The organism is Deinococcus koreensis (assembly GCF_002901445.1).
GTDB lineage: Bacteria > Deinococcota > Deinococci > Deinococcales > Deinococcaceae > Deinococcus > Deinococcus koreensis.
This window is the reverse complement of the sequence record NZ_PPPD01000002.1, coordinates 86,875-111,249: the sequence shown is the minus strand read 5'-3', so window position 1 is coordinate 111,249 and position 24,375 is coordinate 86,875. Positions and strand designations below refer to the sequence as shown.

Annotated in this window: 13 protein-coding genes; 6 read left to right on the top strand and 7 right to left on the bottom strand. The window is 66.0% G+C overall.

What is annotated here, in order from left to right; genetic code table 11:
• Positions 1–78 precede the first annotated feature (78 nt).
• From CVO96_RS17050 to CVO96_RS17035, 4 genes are all read right to left on the bottom strand, one after another.
• Positions 79–2,616 (bottom strand): tetratricopeptide repeat protein, encoded by a 2,538-nt coding sequence (locus CVO96_RS17050; protein WP_103313657.1) that lies wholly within the window; start codon positions 2,614–2,616, stop codon positions 79–81.
• A gap of 90 nt (positions 2,617–2,706) precedes the next feature.
• Positions 2,707–4,038, bottom strand: coding sequence for an alpha-amylase family protein (locus CVO96_RS17045; RefSeq protein ID WP_103313656.1), 1,332 nt, complete (start codon positions 4,036–4,038; stop codon positions 2,707–2,709).
• Between the two features lie 50 nt (positions 4,039–4,088).
• On the bottom strand, positions 4,089–5,423 hold the full coding sequence (locus CVO96_RS17040) for an MFS transporter (RefSeq protein ID WP_133161830.1): 1,335 nt from the start codon (positions 5,421–5,423) through the stop codon (positions 4,089–4,091).
• A 141-nt stretch (positions 5,424–5,564) separates the two neighbouring features.
• Positions 5,565–6,872 (bottom strand): MFS transporter, encoded by a 1,308-nt coding sequence (locus tag CVO96_RS17035; protein ID WP_103313654.1) that lies wholly within the window; start codon positions 6,870–6,872, stop codon positions 5,565–5,567.
• Between the two features lie 476 nt (positions 6,873–7,348).
• Between CVO96_RS17035 and CVO96_RS17030 the strand changes: the two genes are divergently transcribed.
• From CVO96_RS17030 to CVO96_RS17010, 5 genes are all read left to right on the top strand, one after another.
• Complete coding sequence (locus CVO96_RS17030) at positions 7,349–9,193, top strand: NPCBM/NEW2 domain-containing protein (protein ID WP_165795410.1); 1,845 nt, start codon at positions 7,349–7,351, stop codon at positions 9,191–9,193.
• A 73-nt stretch (positions 9,194–9,266) separates the two neighbouring features.
• The gene (locus CVO96_RS17025) at positions 9,267–11,036 is read left to right on the top strand and encodes an NPCBM/NEW2 domain-containing protein (RefSeq protein ID WP_103313652.1); all 1,770 of its coding nucleotides are present in this window, start codon (positions 9,267–9,269) and stop codon (positions 11,034–11,036) included.
• Between the two features lie 412 nt (positions 11,037–11,448).
• Positions 11,449–13,731 (top strand): DUF4832 domain-containing protein, encoded by a 2,283-nt coding sequence (locus CVO96_RS17020; protein ID WP_165795409.1) that lies wholly within the window; start codon positions 11,449–11,451, stop codon positions 13,729–13,731.
• A gap of 311 nt (positions 13,732–14,042) precedes the next feature.
• A complete protein-coding gene (locus tag CVO96_RS17015) occupies positions 14,043–15,890 on the top strand; it encodes an NPCBM/NEW2 domain-containing protein (protein ID WP_103313650.1) in 1,848 nt (615 codons plus the stop codon).
• A 214-nt stretch (positions 15,891–16,104) separates the two neighbouring features.
• Entirely contained in the window at positions 16,105–17,652 is a 1,548-nt protein-coding gene (locus CVO96_RS17010; RefSeq protein ID WP_165795408.1) for an NPCBM/NEW2 domain-containing protein, read from the top strand.
• Between the two features lie 295 nt (positions 17,653–17,947).
• Here the strand turns inward: CVO96_RS17010 and CVO96_RS17005 are convergent, their stop codons facing one another.
• Entirely contained in the window at positions 17,948–19,312 is a 1,365-nt protein-coding gene (locus tag CVO96_RS17005; RefSeq protein ID WP_133161829.1) for a hypothetical protein, read from the bottom strand.
• Positions 19,313–19,632: 320 nt separating this feature from the next.
• Here CVO96_RS17005 and CVO96_RS20800 point away from each other — a divergent pair, with 320 nt between their 5' ends.
• Positions 19,633–19,998: a hypothetical protein gene (locus CVO96_RS20800; RefSeq protein WP_133161828.1), complete on the top strand. Its 366-nt coding sequence runs from the start codon at positions 19,633–19,635 to the stop codon at positions 19,996–19,998.
• 340 nt (positions 19,999–20,338) lie between these two features.
• On the opposite strand, the gene CVO96_RS17000 is transcribed toward CVO96_RS20800, so the two are convergent.
• Complete coding sequence (locus CVO96_RS17000; RefSeq protein ID WP_103313647.1) at positions 20,339–22,678, bottom strand: type IV secretory system conjugative DNA transfer family protein; 2,340 nt, start codon at positions 22,676–22,678, stop codon at positions 20,339–20,341.
• Between the two features lie 6 nt (positions 22,679–22,684).
• Positions 22,685–24,268, bottom strand: coding sequence for a hypothetical protein (locus CVO96_RS16995; protein ID WP_133161827.1), 1,584 nt, complete (start codon positions 24,266–24,268; stop codon positions 22,685–22,687).
• Positions 24,269–24,375: the final 107 nt, after the last annotated feature.

Below are 24,375 nucleotides of genomic sequence, written 5' to 3'. Positions count from 1 at the left end.
CTTCGACTTCTCTATTTTCGACTGTTCTGCACCGCATCACGCCAAAATCCCACCTACCCAAATCCAGTTGGGTAGCCTCTACTCCAGCAGCCTCTCCTGCAAGGCCCGCGCCACAGCCTCGGCGCGGCCGCGCACACCCAGCTTGCTGTAGACCGAGGCCAGATGGTTTTTCACCGTGTTGTCGGCCAGCTTCATGGCGGACGCGATCTTCTTGTTGGGCCAGCCACGCACCAGCAGGGCCAGCACCTCGCGTTCCCGCTCGCTCAGGTCGTCGCGGTGGGTCGGGATCAGGGCGGATGCGGTGGACGTTGGGACGCTGCGGAACATGTCGGCGGCGCCCGCAATCAGGGTGTCCCACGGCGTTCGCTCGCCCAGGGCCAGCTCAGCCTGCATGCTCTGTCCGCCCAGGGCCTGGCGCCCCTGGGCCTCCACCGTGGCCCGTTCGGCCTGCTGTCCTGGCCAGAGCGGTGATCCCCCGTCCAGGAACAATCTGCTGGCGCCCAGCAGACGGGCCACCCAGGGCCACTGCTCACGCCGGGCAGCCAGGGTGGCCAGCGCCTGCAGCACTCCGGCGCGGTGTATGGACGACACACCGACTGAGCCACCGCCACTGTCTGCAGCGGCCAGCAGCAGCGGCGTCGCCTCGTCCAGTCGGCCCAGCGCCAGGAAGGTCAGTCCCAGATTGAGCTGCGCGGGCGCGATGGCCTGCGGCTGCGTCCCCTGCTGGCGCAGCGTCAGAGCCTGCTCGTGCAGCGCTGCGGCGGCAGCCGCGTCTCCAGCGAGGCGCAGGGCTGTGCCGAGATTGCCCAGCGTCTCCGCTTCCCCGTGCCGGTCGCACAGCTGGCGCCGCAGCTCCAGGGCGCGGCTCAGGTGAGCGCTCGCCAGCGGCCAGTCGGCAGCCTGACACGCCAGCACCCCCAGATTGGAGCGGACGTCGGCCTCACCCCGGGCGTCTCCGGAGGCCAGGCACATGGTCAGAACCCGGCCCAGCAGGTCGGTGGCCCGTTCGAAGTCGCCGGCGCGCAGGGCCACGGCTCCCCTGTTGTTCAGCGCGTCGGCGCTGTGCTGGTCGCCCAGGGTGATCTGCAGGCTGAGTTGCCGGTCGAGGGCGGCGCTGGCCCGGCCCAGGTCACCCTGAAGCGCCAGGGCCACGCCCAGATCGCCGGTGGCCGCCGCCTCCTGCCAGGTGTCCGCCGCGAGCTGCGCGGCCAGGGTGGCCCGCTCGGCCCACTGGACGGCGCCCGCAAGATCACCCTGCTGCCGGGCCAGCACGCCGGCCCCTCGATAAAGGCCCGGCAACCCGGCCTCACCGGCACCGCTCAGCGCCGCTTCCAGCCAGGCGCGGCCCTCGCCGAGGTGGCCGTGGGCCAGCCAGTACGGCCACAGGGCCTCCGCCAGTTGCACGCCCACCTGTCGGTCGGCCAAGTTCGCCTGCGCCCTGAGCGTCCAGGCCAGGGCTGCGCGGACGTTGGGGTGCTCCTCGTTCAGCTGCGCCAGCACCTGCGCCTGGGCCTCAGATCTCCATTCGGGAGTCAGGCGTTCGGCCAGTTCCAGACACCACTGCGCGTGGCGTTGCCGGGCCAACTGGAATTCAGCCGGGTCGGCCTGGGCGCCTGCATAGTCCCGAACCGTTTCGAGCATCCAGAAGCGGGGCTGACCGTCGTGGCCCGGTCTGGCGGACAGCAGATTCACGTCGGTCAGGGCCAGCAGGACGTCCAGGGCGTCGATGCCCAGGGCGTCGGTCTCGGCCATGACCCGGGCGGCGTTTTCGCCGACCCCACCGGCCGCCACCGCCAGACGCCGCAATGTGGCCTGCTGGGCCGCGCTGAGCATGTCGTAACTGGCCCCGATGACCGCGTTCAGCGAATGGTGACGGGCCGGACGATCCGGGGCCGGCGTGGACGGCAGCGCCAGGTGACGCTCCAGCCGCGCCAGCAGGGCGGCAGGCCCGAACTGTGCGGCGCGGGCGGCGGCCAGTTCGATGGCCAGGGGCAACCCGTCGAGCCGGGCACACAGGCGCGCCGCCGCGCCCAGGTCAGTGACCTCTGGCCCACCGGCCGCCCTGGCGCGCTCCAGGTAGAGCTGCACCGCCGGAGAGGCGTCGGCAGGAGACGGGCTTCCGGGCTCCGGCAGGGCCAGTGGCGGCACCTCCAGCCGCCGTTCCCAGCGCAGGTTCAGGGCCACCCGGCTGGTCACGATCACGCGCAGGGCCGGGCAGGCGCCGAGCAACTGGCCCAGCAGCGGCGCAGCGTCCGGCACGCTCTCGAAGTTGTCGAGCAGCACAAGCAGCGGCTGATCGGGGAGTTGACCCACCAGGCTGTCCAGGGGGTCTGCGCCGTCCAGGGTCAGGCCCAGCACCCGTGCCAGGTGGGCCGGCAGCGCAGCCGGAGGCAGACCGCCGCTCAGGTCGATGAACCAGGCGCCGCCGGCGAAGTCGGGCCGCACGGTGGTCGCCAGTTCCACCGCCAGCCGGGTCTTGCCCACGCCACCCGGCCCCAGCAGGGTCAGCAGGCGGGTGGGGCCCCATAACAGGGATGACACCTCCCGCAGGACATCCTCGCGCCCGAGCAGCGCAGTGGGCTGAGGGGGCAGGTTGTGTGCAGCGGCAAGGCTCACAGCCTTCAGTGTAGGGGACGGGTGCCGCCGGGCCAGACCAAAAGAAAGCGGTGAAAATGACTGAGAGTCATCTTCACCGCTTCAACCGCGCTAGTTACCTAAGAGGTAGACCGAGCGGGGCGCTAAAACGCCGCTGATGCGGCCTCCTTCGATTACGAAGGATTTGCCTGGTCGGAGCAGGCAATGAATGGTGCCGTCGGGTAGCAGCCCTTGGGCGTCGATGCCGCCTAGATCGGTCAGATCGACCGCTTCATCCTCATTGTTGAGGAGGACAACGGTGGACTGGAGTCCAATCTTGGCGAATGCCCATACGTTGCGGGGGCCGGGAAGCCATAACTCCCGGTAAGTCCCATGCGCCAGCTCGGGCCGAGTGTGGCGCAACGTGGACAGCCTGGCAATGGCTGTCTCTAGGATGGGGCGCTGGCCCCAGGGGGCGGGCAGCCGGTTGCTGCCGAGAGGGTCTGCCATGCCCTCTAAATTCAGCGCCCAGGAGTCAAGGTAGTAGATGGTGGGGACACCGCGTACGACCATGATCAATGAAAGTGCCATAAGCATGCGTGCCCGCGCATACTTGATGGCGTTGCCGGGGTCTGACGAGCGCCTGACGCACTCGCGGACGAAGGAGGCAACGTCGTGGTTGTCCACAAACGTTGCCAGGCTCTGCTCCCGGCTGTAGGGGTGTGCCAGCAGGGCGTGGAGCTGCTCTACGCTCCCCTTGCCTGCCAGCACTTCAAACATCGAAAAGTTCATTGGATAGTCAGTCCAGTGAACCCCCTTCAGTAGCCCCTGAACCAGGGTGGGGTCGCCATCAAAGACTTCCCCGATGAGAAATAATCCCCGGCGCTGAGCCGTCGCGATGACGGCGCCTAAAAACTCCGAGGGGAGTTCAAAGGCAGTATCCAGGCGGATACCCCAGAAGCCCATGTCCGCAAACCAGTCCACGGTCTGCAGGACATAAGCCCGAACCTCGGGATTGCGGAGGTTCAGACGCGGGAGGACTCCCATACACCAGTCCTCCCGAGGGGTTGCCCAACCCTCAGGAAAACTGGCCCCAGGGCCAAAATGAAAGGTCATTTCCCCGATGACCTTCATTTCGGCGGCTTGACAACTGCGGATGAAGCGCCGCAGCTCGCTCTGGGAACCGAATCGGTGGTTCAGTTCCCGGAAGTTCTTGGGCCAGAACCCGTGAGCAGCAGGGTTCTGAAGCCCAGTCCAGACGTCCCACCGTGGCTCGGCGGGTGCGAATGGACAGGAGACGTGCACGGAGCACGCTCCTAACGCCCGAATGGAACTCAACACTTCGAGCAAAGTGTTGTAGCTCCCCCCCTGGAAGGCCAAAGGATTGGCAAGGTTTTGCCCCGTTGGGGGCGCATTTATCCGGTCGGTTGGGCCGGAGTAAATGACTATCTCTTTAAATTTCATGCAGTCAACGCTGGACGCCAGTTCTTAGCCGACGCCCAGAGATAAGGTCATTAGGTTGTTTGCGCCAATAAGTAGCGGAAGGCCGCTCCCTCAAGTCCGCCCATGCGGAGGCTCAGGTAAACCTCTGCATGCAGGCGCAGGACAGCGATTTCCCACTGCCGCGCCCGGAACTCCAAGACGCTCAGGCCGAGGCCCAGAGCGGTCGCCAGAGTCCCGGCCACCATGAAGGTGGTGCTGGAGCCAACGGCGTCGCCCAGGGTGCCAACCCCAAGTTTCGCCAGCGCATACATCGCCCCGATACCGAGGCTTTCCACGAGCGCCGTGAGGCGCGAAGTCAATGCGGTGGGTGCCGCATAGACCAGGAGGGCGTAGACCCCTCCTCCAGAGACGTTTGCCGCAGCCCCGGTGACCAACCGGAATGCGACGACCAAGGCGAGGGTGCCAGCCACGCCGAGGAACTGATGGCTCAGGCTCATCACCACCGCTCCAGACAGCCCGGTTCCCAGCGCCAGCAGCAGGGTTGCTGCCAGCACCAGGGCGACTGTGAAGCGGGCGTTGATCGCAGCCAGCCCGGTGGCCACTGCGATCTCACCCACCTGGGCGGCAATGACCACCAGACCAAACGCTTCTGGTGCGCCCGCCTCCTTCAGGAGGTAGGCGCCCAGAATGTCCCACGCCGCCCAGACCAAGGTCATCGGCGCGTACAGCGCGAAGACCCGGCTCAGGCGGGAACTGCCCAGGACATAGCGGATGGCCACCGCCACGTCACGGAACACGGCGCGGGGGGCCAGTCGAGGCCCACCAGGTGGGAGCGCAGGTGCGCCCGAACCCAGGGGGAGCGCCGCAACGATCAGGGTGGCAACCCCGAACGTCGCAGCATCGACGATGAAGACGGCGCTCCCCGCCTTCAGAGCGATGACCGCTCCCAGACCCGCCCCGACCGCTGTTCCCAGCCGGTTAGATAAGGTCTGGAGCGAAACCGCCCGCCCGTCAACCCCGCCGCCAGGAGCCAGCAACCGGAAGGCCCGGTTATAGGCCCCATTAAAAGCGCTCTGGCACAGCGCTTTCAGGACGAAAATTCCAGTCAACGCAAGGACGGCCTCACGTTGAGGCAGCAGGAAGGCACCTGCTGCTCCCAGGCTGGTCAGGCCCAGAAGGACGTTGATGAATAGAAGCGCCCGTTTCAGGCGGGCTCCCTCCATCAAGGAGCCTAGAACAGGGGCCAGCACCAGGGCTGGCAGGGCTGGAATAGCCAGCACCAGCGCCAGCTCGGTCGCCGGCGCTCCCTGCGCCGCCCAGAGCGTGGCGAGCCCGGCGGCGCTGGCAGCGCTTCCGAACTCGCTCACTGCCTGAGCGAGCAAGAACCATAAGAATTGAACTGTCATGCTTCACGGAGCCTGTGACTCCGAAGAAAGAACGTCTCAGTCTAGACAGCGCTTACAGACAGACACGGCAAATCTTCACGCTGACCATCCTGAACACAAGAAAGCGCCGCCCCCTCAACAGGTGGAGGAGCGGCGCTCATTTCAAATGCGGCTGATGCCGACGAGGAATTCGCCCTGAGCAGCCGCTATTCCGAGGCCCCCGGCCCGCCGCGCCCAGTAGACGCGGCAGACCATATAGGCCTGGAGATGGTGGTACTGCTGTGCCCGGAACTCGGCACGGCACAGCAGAAGACCGAGCGTCATGCCGACCATGCTGGGCAGGATGAAGGCCAGGGTGGGCCCAACGGCGTCGTTCAATATACCGACACCGACCTTGGCACCGCCTGCAACCAGTCCAGTTCCTACGGCGCCCACCAGCACGGCCATACGGGCCCGCAACTCGGAGGGCGCGTCAAGCACCATCATGGTGTACGAGCCATTGCCACCCAGGTAGCCGGTCATCCCGAACAGACTCCGGAGGATAACCAGCAGGACGATGACATATGGACTCGGCCCGAACATGCCCAAACCACCGGCGACCAAGCCCGTTCCAGCCAGCACCAACGCTGATATCTGGGCCTTGTTGACGCTGTGTCCCAACCCCTGACTGAAAAGCCAGAGGCCAATGGACATTTTCCCTATCTGGGCACCGGAGTTGGCTACCCCTGACGCCTCCGCTGAACCAGCGGCGACAAAGAGGTAACCGCCAACGATGTCCCACGCCGCCCAGGTGAGCGACATGGAGCAGTAGGCGCCGAACAGGCGGGCGATCTGAGCATTGTTGCTCACATGGTCGACCGCGACCTTGACGTCGCGTACCACCTGGTTTCCACCCCGTCGAGCAGGTGCGCCGCCTAGCAGCGGCAGCCAGAGGGTAATCAGACCAGCCACCACAAAGGTGGCTGCGTCGATCACGAAGACCTCGCCGCCGCCCTTGCTGGCAATCAGACCGCCGACAGCCGCCCCCAGCGCCGCTCCGCTCTGGCTGGTAAAATCGGCCACCATCACCGGTCGGCCTGTCGTGGCGGGTGCCAGAGCACCGAACGCCCGCGCGTAGCCTGCCGCAAAGGCGCGGTTGCCCACCTCTTTCAGGGTGAACATGGCGACCAACAGGGTTGGCTCAGCCTGCCCGCCCGAGGGCGCCACCGCCCACGCGACAGCGCATGCGACGGCACCTAGAAAGATATTGGCGCCAATCAGGAAGGGACGCAACGCTACCCGTTCCACCGTCGCGCCGACGAATGGCGCCAGCAGCAGCGACGGAATCGCTGGCAGAGCCAAAATGAGTGCCAACTGCGTGGCTGGTGCGCCGCGAGACGCCCAGAGGGTTGTCAGCCCGACGGTGCTGACCGCCGTTCCAAACTGGCTGACCGCCTGAGCGATCAAAAACAATAAAAACCGAGTTGACATGAGACGCGGTGCCAGACGGCACCGGAGAACAACACCGCGATAGTAGGCGCTGTATGTCAGCTGAACGTTCGCTGGGACGCCGACGAAGGGCGGGTGGGGAGTGGTGAGCGGTATTGACCTTGGTATCAGGAATCCGGGGGTCAGATGAAGAGCTGCCCGCCTGAAGTCGCGCTCACGCGTATGTGAGCTTCCTCACGGGGTAGCCATGAGAAAAGGTCACAGTGTCACAAAGCGGTTCAGGAGAATCGTGATCGACCAGGGGAATCTCTCGATTCACCCGTCTTCGACCTATGGAGTGCCGAATGAAGGAGATCAATCGTTTCCGTTCCCCGGTCGTCACGCAGCTTGTCAGGAACTCTGTTGGGTTCATCCGCCGAAGTGGAACGGGCCTGACGCTGACCCTCTTGCTGGCTGCCTGTGGCTCGGGAGGAAGTCCCAGGGCGCCCACGGTCACCGGGAAAGGATCCATTTCGCTTGTGGCGACCTCTACAGACCTGCAGGGGGGATACCTCAGCGACCAGCTGAACCTGGCAACCGACGTGACCAACGGCTGGGGCCCCGTCGAGCGTGACCGGGAAAACGGTGAGCAGGTTCCCGGCGATGGTCAGCCCCTGCGGCTCTCGGGAGTCGAGTTCAGCAAGGGGCTGGGCGTCCATGCCTCCAGCAGCCTGACTTTTCCCCTGGGCGGCGCCTGCACCACCTTCCGGGCCAGCGTGGGCCTCGACGACGTCGTGCGCCCATTTGGCGGCACGGTCGCCTTCCAGGTCTTCGCAGACGGCGAAAAACTCTTTGATTCAGGTGTACTGACGGCCAAGAGCCCGACCCGCGACGTGCAGGTCAACCTGACCGGGCGCCAGAGCCTGAAACTGGTGGTGACCGATGGCGGTGACCATATCGGCTACGACCACGCCGACTGGGCCGACGCCCGCGTGGAGTGTACGGCGCCCACCCCACCCCCCACGCCCGCGCCTGGCCCGGTCAACACGGTAAGCTACAGCCAGAGCCTGGAAAACTTCCGGAATCCGGAGCGCGGCGACATCATCAGCTATCAGCCGGGCGGGGCGAACGACGGGCTGCCGGAGAACAATCCTCCCCTGACCGTGTCTGGGGTTCGGGACTACATCCAGCGGGAATCCGTCTCGTTGCCCTCAAGCCTGATTCGCTTCGTCTATATCCTCGGTGAATGGAAGGGCGCGCCACTTCCACAGAGCTTCCTCGACCGCATCTCCAGTGACATGGATGTGGTTCGGCAGCTCGGTCTGAAGGCCATTCCCTACTTCGCCTACAGCTGGCCACTGGATGAGCGGCAGGCCTCCGATGCCCCCAGGGATCGGGTGCTCGCCCACATCGAGCAGCTCAGGCCGGTACTGGCCGCGAACACGGACGTGACCGCCTTCATGTTCGCTGGATTCATCGGCCCCTGGGGAGAATGGCATAAGTCGACCAACGATCTGCTGGGCCCGAACGACGAGGTCAATGGCAATACCCGCATGATCATGGACAAGTTGCTGGACGTGGTGCCGAAGTCCAGGGCCGTTGTCGTGCGGTATCCGGGGCTCAAGTACCAGCTCTTCGACAAGACGCCACTGACCCAGCAAGAAGCCTTCACGGGCTCGGCCCGGTCACGGGTCGGCTTCCACAACGAGTGCTATATGGCCGATTACCATCCGGAGGTTCGAAGGATAAGGCTGGCCGACCGGGGCTATCTGCAGCAGGAGGGGCTCTACGTTCCGCAGGCTGAGATGATGGACACCGGCTGCTTCGATTTCGCATATGCAGTGTGGAAGGAAGTGCCCTGTCCAGAGCTGATCGAGGAGATGGCCATCACCCGGCCCGACGCCACCAACCAGTTCCCGGTGAACCGGGTGCAGGGCGACTGCCTCCCCGAAGTCAAGCGGCGCACGGGCTACCGCTACCGCCTGCTGGAGTCCAGGGTGCCGCTGAGCGCCCGGGCCGGCGCAGGGCTCGCGGTACAGCTCACCATGACCAACGACGGTTTCGGGGGCATCTACAATCCCCGGGCCATCGAGCTGATCCTGCGCCCGAAAGGTGGCGGCCAGCCCACCCGGCTGGTGGTCAACCCACCCCAGGACACGAGGCTGTTCCTGCCTGCACCCGGGACGACCAGGGTGTTGACGCTCAGCACTACCCTGCCCGCCGGTCTCGCGCCCGGTCAGTACGACGTATTGCTGGCGCTTCCCGATCCCATGCCCAGTCTGCACAGCCGTCCGGAGTACGCGATCCGCCTCGCCAACGAGAACGTCTGGGAAGCGGGCAGCGGATTCAACGCGCTCGGCCAGACGCTCGACGTTCAACCCTGATCTGAGACTCCAGCCGCTCCAGGCAGCCGGAGTTCTGTTTCAGTGGCATGGCACCCGCCCACCGAGGTCGATCATGAACCAGGATCGCAGAACCGACCGCCACTCGATCTCCCGGCTCTCGCGGGGAGGATCCGGCCCCTTCCTCGCCCTGCTCCTGGCGGCCTGTGCGTCCTCGCCGGCGGCGCCCAAAGCGCTGAATGTAGAAAGGTCAGAGCTGAGCAGCGGCTTCCTGAGTGACCAGCTGAGCGCGGCGACCACCACGGTGAACGGCTGGGGGCCGCTGGAACTCGACCGCTCGAATGGGGACGATCCGGGTGGAGATGGTGAGCGGCTCAGCCTGGCGGGGGTCAGCTTCGAGAAGGGCCTGGGCACACACGCCAACAGCGACCTGGGCTTCGCCATGGGCGGCAACTGCACCCGCCTGACGGCCAGGGTCGGTGTGGATGACAGCGTCCGGGCAGGGGGCAAGTACGACGCTCGTGGGGTGAGCAGTGTGGTGTTTCAGGTCTTCGCCGACGGCCACAAGCTCTTCGATTCGGGCATCATGACTGCCAGGAGCAGTACCCGAACCGTCGATGTCACGCTGCCGGCGGGCGCCCGGACGCTGCACCTGCTCGTGGGCGACGCCGGCGACGGCATCGGCTACGACCACGCCGACTGGGCCGACGCCCGCGTCGAGTGCGGCGAGGGCGCTCAGCCGCCCAGCCCTCCAGCCGGTTCAGGCAAGAAACTGATCCAGTTGGGCTGGGACGCGCCTACCCCGGACTTCGTGCGCGCCAACATCGCCACCATGGAGCAGCAGCCCTTCGACGGTCTGGTCGTCAACCTGAATGCCGGCAAGACCATCTTCAACAAAACCGCCTACCCCGACAGCGCCTATGTTCAAGACCGCGCCGACCTCGCCGCCACCCGCTTCGCCTCGCTGAGACACAACTTCATCTCCATCTGGGCGGCCCGTGAGGCGAACTGGAGCTGGTTCAGCGATCAGGACTGGGCCGCCACCCAGGCCAACGCCCGCAACTTTGCCCGAACCGCGAAGGCCGGCCACTTCAAAGGGTTTTTCTTCGACCCCGAGCCCTACGGCACCAGTCCCTGGTCGTACTCCCGCAGCCTCTATCCGGATCAGGACTTCGCCGCTGTGCAGGCCAAGGTGCGCCAGCGCGGCGCCGCCTTCCTGAGCACCATCCAGGCGGAGATGCCCGACGTGCAGATGCTCACCTTGTTCGGCATGACATACCTGAAAAAGCAGGCAGATCAGCGCGGCGGCCTGGAACAGGTCGAGTGGGGCCTGCTGGCCTCCTTCATCGAGGGCATGCTCGATGTCATCGGCCCCCAGGCCCGGCTGATCGACGGCAATGAGCCCTCGTACTACTACTACCTGCCCAATGCCCAGGAGTTCAGCAGCTTCGCAGGGCAAAGAGACGCGGCGCGGACTCTGGTATCGCCGGAAAACCGCGCCAGATACGACGCCCAGGTGAAGACCTCGCACGCCGTATTCGTCGACGGACTGCTGGGGCTCTACAACGCCAGTGGAGTCAATGGCCTGCTGGGCTGCCACCTGCGGAACACGGCGGAACGCCGGCTGATGCTCGAGCACCACCTGTATCAGGGACTGAACACCACCGACGAGTACGTCTGGGCCTACAGCGAGCAGATGGACTGGTGGGGCAGCCTGGGGCAGGGCGTACGCCTACCCGACGAGACCCGAAACATCGTGGCCCGCGCCCGGCAGAAGGTCAGCGCACAGCAGCCCCTGGGCTTTGATGTGGAGCCCTTCCTGGGGGTGGCGGCCGCCCGCTATGCCCGAACCTGGAACGGCGAACCCACCCTGGGCTGCCTGTGAGGCCCGGCTGATGAACCCAGCATGTACAGCGCGCCAGTTGAGCCCCGGGCGTGACGGCAGCCGAACGACCCACGCAACTGCGACCGCACCTTCCCCCCCGGAAGCGTGATTTTCCCCGGGCCCCTTGAAGACAGTGGGTATGTTCGGTGAAACCACTCCAGCTCATCAGTCCGCCAATCTGTCCTGCGCCCGTCGGCCCCCCGAGGTATGCATGAACGTCACGACGTCCCAGTCCCCTGCGCGGCCTCCGAAGCTTCAAGTCCACGGCCTGGCGGCCCTCAGTCTGAGCCTGGCCCTGGTGGCCTGCGGCAGCCCAGCCTCTACGAAGCCTGCGATCAGCGCTACACCCTACGCCGAAGGCAGAGCACCCTGGAACGATCTGACCGCCGCAGCGACCGAAGTCTCTCCGCTGGTGTCCGGCTTTCTCAGTGATCAGGCCTGGCAGAGCGCCAGCAACGGTTATGGGCCGGTCGAACGCGACCGATCCAATGGCGAGGGCGCCGCCGGCGACGGCAACGCCCTCACGCTGTCGGGAAGACGCTACGCCAGGGGGCTGGGCGTGCATGCTGACAGCAGCGTGGTGTTCGTCACCGCGGGGCGCTGTTCGACCCTGTCGGCCAGCATTGGAATCGACGATGAGAGCCGGGCTCAGACGGGCCGGGGCAGCGTCGTCTTCCGAGTGTACGGCGACTCCGCCAAACTGTACGACTCCGGCGTCATGACCGGCAGCACGGCGACCAGGGCCATCAAGGTGGATCTCCGTGGCCATGAGACGCTGCGACTGGTCGTGGATCAGCACAGGAACGTGGCCGAGGGAGACCGGAGTCCCTGGTTCGACCACGCGGACTGGGCCGAAGCGAAGGTCACCTGTGACGCTGCCGGCGCTCCGGCCAGCCCGGCCGTCTCCGCGCCCCTGAAACTTCAGGCCGAGGACTTTGACAGGGGTGGCGAGGGCGTCGGCTATCACGACAACGACGCGGCCAACCAGGGGGGCCAGTACCGCACCACAGAAGGTGTGGACATTGACCGTCGGGGCAATCCCGAGGGCTACGGTGTGGGCTGGTCCGGGGCGGGCGAATGGCTGAACTACACCGTGAACGTGGACAGCGCGGGAACGTACGGTCTGAATTTCCGCCTGGCGACACTCCGAACCGGGGAACTGCTCGAGATCAGCGTCGACGGGGTGAAGGTGTTGACGCCGAGCCTGCCGGACACCGGGGGTTTCGATACCCCTCAGGTGGTCAGGGCGGGCGACCTGCGGCTCAGCGCCGGGAAGCAAGTCGTGAGGGTGGCGTACGTGGGCTCCGCCCCGGCCGTGAATCTGGACTGGCTGGAACTGGCTCCGTCAGACGCGCCCGCACCTGCACCCACGCCAACCCCGACCCCCACGCCCACACCCGAACCGGCAGTGTCCACGACCTTCACCGGCACCAGCGAGGACTTTCCCAACCCCGAGCGGGGCTTTCACGGCGACAGCTCCGACCTGGCCGCCGAGCCCACCGGCTCCCTGAGTGGGCAGGCCGACCTGGGATTTCGCCTGGTGCGTACCTACATCAGGCTCGACGATTTCCGGAACTCGGCCCTGAGTGCGGACTGGCTGTCCAAGCTGGATCAGGGCTTCGGCAGGGCGCGCGCGGCCGGCCTCAAGGTGGTGCTGCGGTTCTCGTACAACTTTCCTGGCAGTGACTACGCCAACGCACCCGACGCGAACGTCAGTCTGGTTCTCCAGCATATCCAGCAGATCAAGCCCATCCTCGCCCGCAATGCCGACGTGATCGCCTTCTGGCAGGCCGGTTTCGTGGGGGCGTGGGGCGAATGGCACGACTCGGTGAACGGGCTGGATTCGGACGCCAACAAGGTGACCATTCGGGACGCCCTGCTGGACGCCCTGCCCGAGGGCCGGTTCCTGCAGATGCGGTACCCGGACGATATGCGCCGGTGGTATCCCTCGCCCCCCACGGAGGCGGACACCTTCACGACCCGTGCGCGCATCGGCATCTACAACGACTGCTTCCTGGCCAACAACGGGGACGCCGGGACGTACGGCGGTCTGAATGATCCCCTTCGCGAGTACACCAAGGCGTTGTCGAGGGTGACTCCCTTCGGCGCGGAAACCTGCGATGTCGGAGGCAATGAGGCGAGGATGGACTGCCCCGACATCCTGCGCGAAGGGCGCGAATACGCCCTGACCTACCTGAATTTCTACTTCTGGAAGAACTTCATCGACGGCTGGAAGGCCAGAGGGTGCTACGACGAGGTGTCGCGCTCCATTGGCTACCGCTTCCGCCTGACGGCGGCCACGCACCCGGCCAGCGCGGCGCGCGGCAGTGTCCTGCCCCTGCAGGTGACCGTGAGCAACGACGGATGGTCGCGGCTGTTCAACCCCCGCACGGTTCGGGTGGTGCTGCGCCACACCACCACCGGGCAGCTGGTGGACACCGCCGTCTCCGGCGTCGATCCGCGCCGCTGGCTGCCCGGCAGCAGCACCACGGTCGCCCTGCCCGTCGCCATCCCCGCGCAGGCCACTCCAGGCACCTACGACGTCCTGCTCGGCCTGCCCGACGCGGCCACCACCCTGGCCAGCGACGCGCGCTATGCCATCCGGCCCGCGAACGCGGACGACCCCTCCCGCAATCAGGCCTGGGAAACCGGCAGCGGTCTCTTCCGGCTGGGCACCCGGGTCACGCTGAACTGAGAGCCGGCAGACATGGAGGCGGTCGCCTGGCGATTCGCCTCTGTGAAGGCCTGGGCAGGAGTGGCGCCCTCATGCCCTCCGGCACTCCGGGATTCGGGCAAGACCCGGCCCGCATGGTTTCAGCTCTGGCCCTCTACATCCGGCCGCCGATGCCGTCTGCCCAGGCAAATGGATGAGCAGTATTTCCGGCGCCCTCGTCCTGCCGTTGTTACGGTGCCATGCAGCGGTTCAGACCGAATCGCTCTTCTTCCCGGGAGCACGAGCCAGTCGTGTCGACAGGATCTCCCCGTTTCCGAGCAGTGGAGGTTGGTATGCATGACGTCACTCAACGCCAGACGATCCGGCCGGTCAGTCGCCCGACAGGCCAGTACAGCCGGGGGGCCCTCGGCCTGGCCCTGGCGATGGGCCTGGTCGCCTGCAACAGCGCTCCGGGCAGACTCACCCCGGAGTCGGCTCCGGCGGGTGGTGGGCCGTCGGCGGTGCTCAGAACCGGCTTTCTGAGCGACCAGCTGGACGCGGCGACGGCCGCGGCGAACGGCTGGGGGCCGGCCGAGCGCGACATGTCGAATGGGGATGAGGCTGTTGGGGACGGTGAGCCCCTGAGCCTGGCCGGGGGGAAATTTGTCAAAGGGTTGGGTGTCCATGCCCGCAGTGACCTGACCTTCGCTCTGGACGGCCGGTGTGCTCGCTTCAAGGCCAGCGTCGGGGTGGACGACAGCGTGCGGGCTGGCGGCAGGTTCGACGGCCGTGGCGTGAGCACCGTGGCGTTCTCGGTGTTCGCGGGAAGCACGCGGCTGTTCAGCTCCGGCGTCATGAGCGGGAAGAGCCGGACTCAGACCGTGGACGTGGCGATCCCGGCGGGCGCGACCTCCCTGCGGCTGGTGGTGGAGGACGGATCGGACGGCGTCCGCTACGACCACGCCGACTGGGCCGACGCGAAGGTGTGGTGTAGTGGGACGCCAGCACCTCAGCCTGCTCCCGCGCCCATCCCGGCCCCGCCTCCACCACCTGCTCCAGTCCCCCAGCCCACCCCACCGCCCAGCGGGCCACAGACGGGCAGTTACGTGGACAGCACCGGCACCATCGTGGTGGACGGGCAGAGGTTCTTCCCCTTCGGCTTTTACGGCGTCAACTGGCGTCAGCCCTTCGCCGAGCGCCTGACCGGCCTGAGGAACATCGGGGGCAGCGGCTTCAACACCATGCTCGCCGAGGACATCTCAACCAATGAATTTGGCACCCTGCTGGACGAGGCCAACCGCCTCAAGGTGAAGATGCTGGTCGGATTCCCGAGCCTTTCGGGCAACCGGGGTCTGGAGAGCGTGCCCTACCTCCAGCAGAGCATTGAGCAGTACAGGTTCAAGCCTGCCGTGCTGGGCTGGTCGCTCTACGACGACTCCGACGATGGCCGCCTGAGCCCGGACAGCCTGCGGCAGCTGAATAGCGCGGCCAAGGCCAAAGACCCGTCGCATCTCACCTTCTCGACACTGACCGGGTACTACACGGCGCGCCGTGCCCAGAAGGGCCAGTGGCTCACCGCCAGCGACACCAGCGGGCTGCAGATGTACCCGATCGACCCGCCGGGCGACTATGCCTACGACTACGGCGGCAATCCGCTGACCGAGTCCTATAACGTCAGCCGCGATTACGTCGTGGCGGCGGAGCAGGCGGGCAAGGCGATGATCATCAACTCGCAAACCTTCCGCTGGGAGCGCGACGGCACCCGCTACCCCACCCGGGCCGAACTGCGCAACATGGTGTACGGGCAGCTCTTCGCCGGCGCCAAGGGCATCGTGGGTTTCGTCTATTCCCAGGAACTTTTCGATCAGAAGGAACTGTGGAACGAGCTGGTGGCCCTCAAGGACGACGTGCTCATCACTCTCAGGGGCCCCATTCTGGCCGGCAGGCTGACGCGCCGGGCCACGGCGGACCGGGAACTGAACTACGCCTACTGGGAGTATCAGGGGGCCTGTTACGTGGGCATCCTGAACACCTCGTACTCCAGCGCCAAACAGGTCGACCTGACCCTGCCTCCCCAGTGTGAAGGCGCCCTCTCGGCTCCGGTGTCCCGCCTGCCCAGCACCATGCAGAAGACTAGCTCGACGCTGCGTGGCACGGTCGCGCCGACCGACGTCCAGGTCTACCGCGTAGGCGGCACCTGAATGTGCTTGCCCCGGTACGGATCTGCGGCGGGGGTGGGCGGTGTCGTCGGCTCGCCTGGGTGCCCTCCCCCATGACGCCTCACGCTGCCTCAATTCGCCACCCCGCCGTCTGTCCTGGAGGTCGCCCATGAATCCATCCGGTTCCACCCACCCCTTACCTCGTGTCCGTCCTACTCCAGCCCACCAGCCCTGGTGCGCCGGAGGCCTGGGCTTGATGCTCTCGATGACACTGAGCGCCTGCAGCAGTGCGGGCACACCGTCACTGCAGGCGGCCGCGCAGGACGCCCCGGCGTTGAAAAGCGGTTTCCTGAGCGATCAGCTGGACTCGGCACCCGCCCCGGTCAACGGCTGGGGCCCTGTTGAGCGCGACCGGGCCAACGGCGACGATGCCGCGGGAGATGGACCGCCGTTGAGTCTGTCTGGTGTTTCCTTCACCAAGGGTCTGGGAGTTCATGCCAACAGTGAACTGAGCTTTGTCCTCGACGGCCGCTGCTCGCGCTTTAGGGCCAGCGTCGGGGTGGATGACAGTGTCCGGGTCGGCGGAAAGTACAACGCCCGCGGGATCAGCAGTCTGACCTTCACCGTCTACGCGGGAACTGCACGGCTGTTCGACTCCGGAGTCATGACCGAGAAGAGCAGCACCCAGACCGTGGACGTGGCGATCCCGGCAGACGCCAGAACCCTGCGCTTGGTGGTCGGCGATGGAGGCAACTGGATCGGCTACGACCACGGGGACTGGGCCAACGCCCGCGTGGAGTGCAGTGTCCCTACCCCGGTGCCAACACCCGCACCAGCTCCAGCACCTGCACCCACACCAAAAAATGTGGCCTACAGGGGCGTCTCTGCCGCCATGTGGTCTGAGATCGATGCCCGCGCCTCACAATTCGGCGATCCCCACAACTGCCACGCCCGGGTCGACCGCATTCCGGGCAGCGGGCTGACCATCTCGCCGGGCGACGGCAACGCCATCAGCGCGGCCCTGGGCAGGTCGAACACGGTCGTGCTGAAGGGCGGAACGTACCGCATCTCTGACACGGTGGATCTGAGCGGTAAGACCCTGGTGGGTGCCCCTGGCGAGGATGTCGTCATCGACGGCCGCGACGTCCTGATGGCGGTACGCATGGGGCAGGGCGGCACCCTGTCGAATGTCAGGATCATCGATACCCGCAACGTGGGGATAGAACTGGGGAGCGGCGGCACCGCCTACCGGGTGTCGGTCGCCCGCACCGGGCGAAGCGGCCGGGCCAGCGGCTACCTGAGCACCAACGGGCGCGCGTTCGTGCGGGCCAACGATGATTCCAGAAACAACTGCGTCGTGAGCACCGAGGCGCGCGACAGCTACAACGACCGGCGCTACGACGGCACCCTGGACGGCGTGACGGATCAGGGCGGCAACGGGGACGGCTACGTGGTCTCCAGCAGCACCATTATCGATTCCTACGCCTACAACAATTCGGACGACGGCTTCGACTTCTGGGAAAGCAAGGAGTCGAACTACGTGTATTTCTCAGAGGCCTTCGAAGGCGGCAAGAGCCCTCTGGGCTTCCCCAACCCCACCGGCAAAAGTGGGGACGGCAACGGCTTCAAGCTGGGCCGGGGCGACCAGGTGCATTACATCTACAAGTCCAGGGGGTTTAACAACAAGCAAAGTGGCTTCACCCTGAACAGCAATACGGGCTGGCCGGTGATCATGGGCAGCGAGGCCTTCGGGAACGAGATGCGCGACTGGGACGGACTGCCCGGAAACACCAGGGGGCTGTAGGGGTCAAAGGCTCTTCCATGGAACAGCGCAGGGCCGGCGAGGGAGCTCCCTACCGGCCCTGCGCCCGTTGACGGCACTGCAGCTCCGGCACACCGCCGCTCGTGGACTCGACTGGGCGAGCGGTGAATCTGCGAAGAACCCAGAGGCTACACCTCATAGGTTGAGCCGAGGCCCCGGACTGCCCAGTCCGGAAGCGGCACACCCGTGGCTCTCCCCAGGCTGCAGGCATCCTGGCCTCCCCGAACCATCGCAAGAGAAGGGGAGAGATCAGTAGACCGATCTCTCCCCCGCTTCCTTATCTGGTACGTTGCCGCGTCATCGCAACAGGGTGTTGCCGGACGCCACTGCGCCGCGCACGGCGATTTAGCCACGCCCGCTGGGTGGCAGGGATGGACATGTTGCCCTTCACCACCTGAGGTGGTATACGGACGGTTCGGAACCCTCCACCCAGCACTTCAATGAAGAAGTGCGCCAGGTGGGAGCGGCCCGCATAGGCGAGCAGGAGGCCCGCCACGCCGATGACAGCCGTTCCCAGGTAGGCCTGCCGCACAGACCAGCCCAGGTAGAGCAGGGCCCGGCCCAGGATCGGAATCAGGCGGGCGATGGCGTCGAAGATCAGGGCCGGTGACTGCGCATGGTTCAGCTGTCCGAACACTGCGTAGATGTAACCTTCCGCCACCCGTTCGACCAGGGCCGCCGAAGGTCCCTCGACCACCCCACGCACTCCGAACAGGAGCGGAACCGGTTGATGCCCGGCACCAAGCGCCGTGAACGCCAGGGCAGCCGAGAATGCCGCGAAGGCGCCCAGAGCGGCCCAGTGTGCCAGCCGGTGACCTCGGGACGCCAGCCAGACAGACCAGGATGCGGAAGCCAGCGGCCACAGCAGGAACGCGACAGCCACAGCAGCTTCGCCGATGGTGGACGCGCTGCTCCACCAGCCGATGCCGTCACCATCCACACCCATCAGGGCACAGATGGAGACCGCGAAGGTGTCGCGGGCAAAGTAGCCCACCTGCAGCAGCAGGTAGCACCCGACCAGGAGGCCGAACACGGCCCGGGTGGGAACGCCCTCCGCGTGCTCGCCTTCAGTTCCGGTCGCTACCCCGAAACGCTTCACCAGCAGGGTGCCGACGACTGCAGCGACGGTGGTCGCGGCCCCGGCGGCGTACCCCAAGCCCGGATCAGACTGGGCCAGCCCGGCGGCGACCGGTTGCAGTGCGGCGGCGCCTGCCAGAAACATCAGGCTGGCCACGGTGGCGGCCAGACCCGCATGTCCGAAGCCCTCCGCCGCCACCAGGACGGTCAGGGGCACAAAGCTGATCCGGCTGACGGAGCCGAACACCAGAAATGACCGGGCATCGAACAGCCCAGCAGCCGCCCCGACGAGCAGAACGGCATAGACGACCAGAAACACCATCATGCTGGAGGTGGACGTCCAGCTCATCCAGCCCCGGCGCCTGGCCGTAGCCAGGACGATCGCCACCAGCAGGTTGGCCGCGGAACCCCAGTTTTCGGCTGTGGCGAGATCCACGTCCGAGAACTGCCGCTGAACCAGAATCCTGGTCATGATCCAGAACAGAGGCCCGCTGGCAAACACGCCAGCGAGCATCAGGATGGCGCCGGCCATGGCCAGCCAGCGCCTGGTAGAGGAAATTGTCATACATCACGCGTATCGGGTACGCGAAGAAAGGACAACGGCAGAGAGCCGTATCGGGACAACATAGACCGCCCATCTACAGTGCGAGGGTGTTTTCGCCCGCAGACCGGGTACGAGAGTCTCAGCTGGGGGCCAGAGGATCATACCTTCAGTCCTGGGAGCATTCAGGCCCCAGCGCGCCACCCGGATCAGCGCCGACCAGCCCGTTCGCACTGAACTTCGACAAGGGCGGCGGTCAAACTCCCTTGTTGAATAACGGTGCTCTGGAACTCGCTGGCCAAGCAGTGAAGAACTTACCTCGGAACCGGCGACATTGCAGGACGATGAATTTGATTTTTATCGGCTCAACTATGGGATTATTCTGGTTTTTCGCAACTCTGGCTATGAGTTTTATTGCTTACAGCCTCGCCTCCGCCCTTCAGGGGCAGCATGCACTGCAGGCGAGCGCTGAACGCCGTCTGGAAGAAGCCCGCGAGCGTGAAGACGCTGCGGGTGAATTACTCCAGGGCCAGCTTGACCTCCTCGAACAGGAGATCCGTGATGTTGAGCTCGACGATCTCGACACCCGGATATTCCGCGCTCGCCGCAGCGCGGAATTCTTTGAACGGGCCTGGGGCATGCGCCAGGCCCATCAGGTCGCCCGCCTCCGGGTCACCTATCTCACCGGCCTGAAAAACAGCCGGAACTGACCCGAAAAGTCGCTTTCCTCTCAGGATGGCGGCTTTTCTCTGTCCGCTGGTGGGGCTGAGGTCTCCGGAATCTGGGCCTGATCACGAGGGCATCAGCGTCGCTGCAGCGTGTGCGGCTCAGACGACCCCTCACGATCCCCGCGAGAGACGCCGAGAGTGAGGGAATCCATGTCAGCCCCTGGAGTCGTCTTCCGTCTTCCGATTCAGCCCTTCCAGCGAACTCACACTCAGGCGCGACGGCATTCCTTGCTCAGGCATTCAGGGCATCTGGCGCCAGAGAAAGCCGGCGCAGAGCCAGAACACGGCGTCTGCACCGGAAAAGAAAGCGAGCTCTCGTGGGTCAGGCGGACGCCATGACCTGGGAAGTCTCCAGCACTACCGCATCCTGCGCCGCCCAGCGCACCTCGACCAGGGACACAGATCGTCCAGCAAGCTCTATATCCTGCCAGTCCACCGACGCCGCCTCCAGCACATCCAGGGCCACATCCAGCGGCAGCCAGACGGAGCCCGGTGTCCAGCGGCCCAATGGGGACTGTGCCGAATTCTTCGCCCGTGGATGACCTTCCAGCAGAGCGGCGTGATCGGCCGCCCAGCGCAGGGCCGGCAGGCGGGCCTGCTGCTCGCACAGGGCCTTCCAGAGCCGTTCGACACGGCTCAGGCCCAGCCGGGTGACCGTCAGGGTGTGGGTACCCGTCTGTACCCAGCCCTTATCTGCCCAGGCGGCAGCCTCCACGGGCAAGCCGTCCAGATCCCCCGTCTGCAGGATCAACTCCAGGGGTTTGCCCTGGTCGTCCAGCGCCAGCGCCAGCGGTACGCCGCCCTGAAGGAGGTCGCCCACCCAGACCCTGAAGGTCTCGGCCAGGGGATTGCGGGGGGGTTCGGCGGACACCGCGCTCACGGCGTGACGGGGCTCCTCGGGGAGCGCGGCGTCGGGCCGGCGCAGCTGGGGAATGGCAAAGCGGCTTTGGATCCTGCGGTAGACCTGACGCAGCGGGCTGTCCCGTTCGTCCAGGCGCGGCATCCGCACGATCACCGGCGGAGTGCCCACCAGTTCGACCACCGCCGAGCCGTCCGGGAAGGTACGCATGGCCTCGGCTGTCAGCAGGCGCCGCGCCACCTCCTTGAACGACCGGCTCTGGCGGCTGCGGCCCATGATGCCGAAGAGGCCCGGCTCCTGGTTGACGCTGTGGCTCTCCTCCCGCACGGTGACCTCGCCGAAGCTCTCGGAGAAGAACTGGGCGTCCTCCAGGCGCAGCGAGCGCGGAAAGATCACCATCTGGGCGAAGTTGTTGTTGATCATGGCGCGGAACTCGTCGCGGCCGTACACGGCCTCGCCCTGGGCGCGGTTCTGCAGGGCGATGTGGTAGGCCACCCGGCGCGACCTCATGGTCGCCAGGTTCTCGGCGATGTTGGGCAGCGGCCCGAAGGAGGGAAATTCATCGAGGTACACCGACAGGTGCACGGGCAGGCGGCCACCGTGCTCACCCGCCACCTCCAGAATGGCCTGGTCGAGCAGCTTTTTGAACAGCCTCAACAATACCTGGCCCTTGCCGCCCTGCAATTCTTCCTGCGGCACGCCGATATACAGGAAGCCGGGCTCCAGGCACAGCCGGCGCAGATCGAGCAGGTGGCCCGGCCCGGCGCTGGTGGCGCGGTTCAGGTAGGGATGGAGAAACAGCTGCAAGTCGCCGGCCAGCCCGGTACAGATGCCGGCCAGCACGTCGGTCTTGAGGCCCAGCAGGGCAGCCAGCACCTCGCGCACGGCGGGGCGCTCGTTGACGTAGGCGCGCAGGGGATCGGCGCCCTGGCTCAGCAGTTCGTAGACCCGCCGCATGGTCGGCTGGCCGTCGATCGAGACGCCCAGAATCAGGCCCGCGAGCAGTTGACGTTCGTTGTTGCGGTAGAACACGGCGCCGTCCTGCTGGCCGGTGGGCCGGAAGATCTCGGCGATCTCGAAGGCGTGCTGGAAGGTTTTCACGCCGTCCAGCAGCGGCAATCGGGCGCTGTCCGGGTCGAAGGGGGTGAAGGCATAGACCCGACGACCCCAGGCCCGGAAAAAGTTGATGGTTTCCAGGAAGCCGCTGCGTGGATCGGGGTATTTGAGATCGAACACCACGGCGCTCAGGCCGTCTCTGGCGTCCAGCAGCAGGTTGGGATTCAGGTAGCGGGTGGTCTTGCCCGCGCCTGTACCGCCGATGATCAGGGTGTGCGCGCAGCGCGCATTCTCAGGCAGCCGCAGCACGCCCTTGCCGACGAGACCCATGTAGCCGATGCGCCGGGGCTGGCGGGGCGAGTCTTTCAGGTAGCTGCCCAGGTCTTTGGTCTCGGCCCAGCGCCCCTGTCCGGGATCCTGGAACTTGCCGCCAAAGCGCTCGGTGATGCCCAGGACGATCCAGACCACCAGGGGCGCGAAGGGAATGTACAGCTGCCACTGCGGAATCGAGCGGCCCCAGACCCGCAGCAGCACCTCCCCACACGCCGTATCGATCAGGCAGCGCGGCACGAAGATGCCCAGCTCGGGCGACACGCGGATGGCCCGGGCCCAGCCCCGGTTCGCCAAAGCCTGACCGGCGTCGAGCAGCTGCTGCCAGGCCACCGAGCCCAGCCAGGCCAGGCTGACGAGCACGCCCAGGGCGGCCGCCCAGGCCAGGAAAGCCAGAAGGATGCGGTGAGTGCGCATGGAGGATCAGGCCTTGACCTTGGGCACACTGCCCGACGGCCCGCTGTTGCTGGCCCGGCCGCCACTGCCCAGGCCCTTGGCGGAGACCACGGTGTTTGATCCTGCCAGCTGCGTGCTGCCGGCACTGGCCATGGTCGGACTGTTGGTGGGCGCGCTCTTGGTGGCGCTGGCGCCCATGCTCATGTTTCCGGCTTTCAGGGACGCCGCCGACCTGACCCCGGAACTCACGGCGCTCACGCTGGAGCCCACGCCGCCCAGGCCCATTTTCGGCACGCCACCCCCGCCGCCCGCTACCGCCGCCGCGACCCCACTCAGGAATTCGATGATCCAGTTCTGGGCGATCCGCAGCAGATAGACCCCGGCCATCAGACTGAAGACCATCAGGATCAGCGAGGTGACCATGGCGTTCAGGAAGCCGACGAAATCGACCTTGTTCACTGTGGCGTTGACGATGTTGACGGCCTTGCGGGCCAGCTCCTCCGTCCAGTTGATCTTGCCCTCGTCCTCCAGCCGGGTCAGGTTGTCGAAATCCGTCTGGAGGCTGCGTTCGGTGCGGGTCGTGGCAACGTCGAAGTTGCGCGCGGGCTCGACGAAGCCCAGTTCCATCGATCCCGCGAACACGATGGGCATGAAGGCCATCATCAGCACGGCGGAGGCCACGGTCTTGAACCAGGTTTCCACGTACTGCATGCCCAGGTTGGTCGAGAAGATGAACATGGCGCCCACCAGCGGAATGAGCAGCGAGGCGATCACGGTGGCCAGCCCGGTGCCCATGATGATCAGGTAATAGGTGATCAGGATCGGCATCGCCATGTTCATGGCCAGAATCCCGACCTGCGAGGTGACCGTCGCGGCGTTGGCGATCCCCTGCGCGCCGCCGAAGAGCATGCCGATCAGGCCGCCCGCCAGCGGATTGCCCGCCACGGTGCCGACCTTGGCACCCTCCACCCCGCCCTTGGCCGCCTCCGAGACGACCTGCAGGCTGCCGTAGAGCATGACCAGCTTGGTGATGTGATCGCCGAGGTTCTTGGTCTCCTTGGCCGCGCGCTCCATCGCCGGGGTGGCGAAGGTCGCGTCACCCCACTTGTAGGCCTCGACCCAGCTGGCCCGCACGAACTCGCCCATGTTGCCGGTGAATTTCGGCTCGCTGGGCAGGCTGCTGAAGGTCGATGAGCCGAAGACCAGCCAGCCCGAGATCAACAGGCGGGCGAACAGTTCGCGGCCGTCGCTCTTTTCGCTTCCGTTGGCGATGCGGATCCCACTCCAGATGATGCCCAGGAACCAGACCGCGAAGGCCAGGGCACTGATGTATTTGGGCAGCTGCGACGTGGAGATCGCCCCAGTCATCTGTGCCAGCCAGGTCGTCGGGCAGGGCAGGGCGTTGTAGGTCACGGTGATGTTCTGGATGGTGCCGCCGGGGCTGATGATGTTGGTGTTGTCGCCCAGGCTGGCCCGGCGCTTCTGCTCACAGACCGAGGAGTTGATCGCCACGCTCTTCGTCTCCGGGAACGCCACCGCTGGATTGGTCTGGGCCTGGGCGGCTGAGAGCCCCAGCACCAGCATCAGCAACAGACAGATACGTATAAGCATGAGGCACGGCTCCTTTATGGGGTCGGCATGGACAGGCCGCTGGAACTGGAGTTGCCTGCTGGGGCCGGGAAGCAGTCCGCTAGACGACCGAGATCGCCGTCCGACCG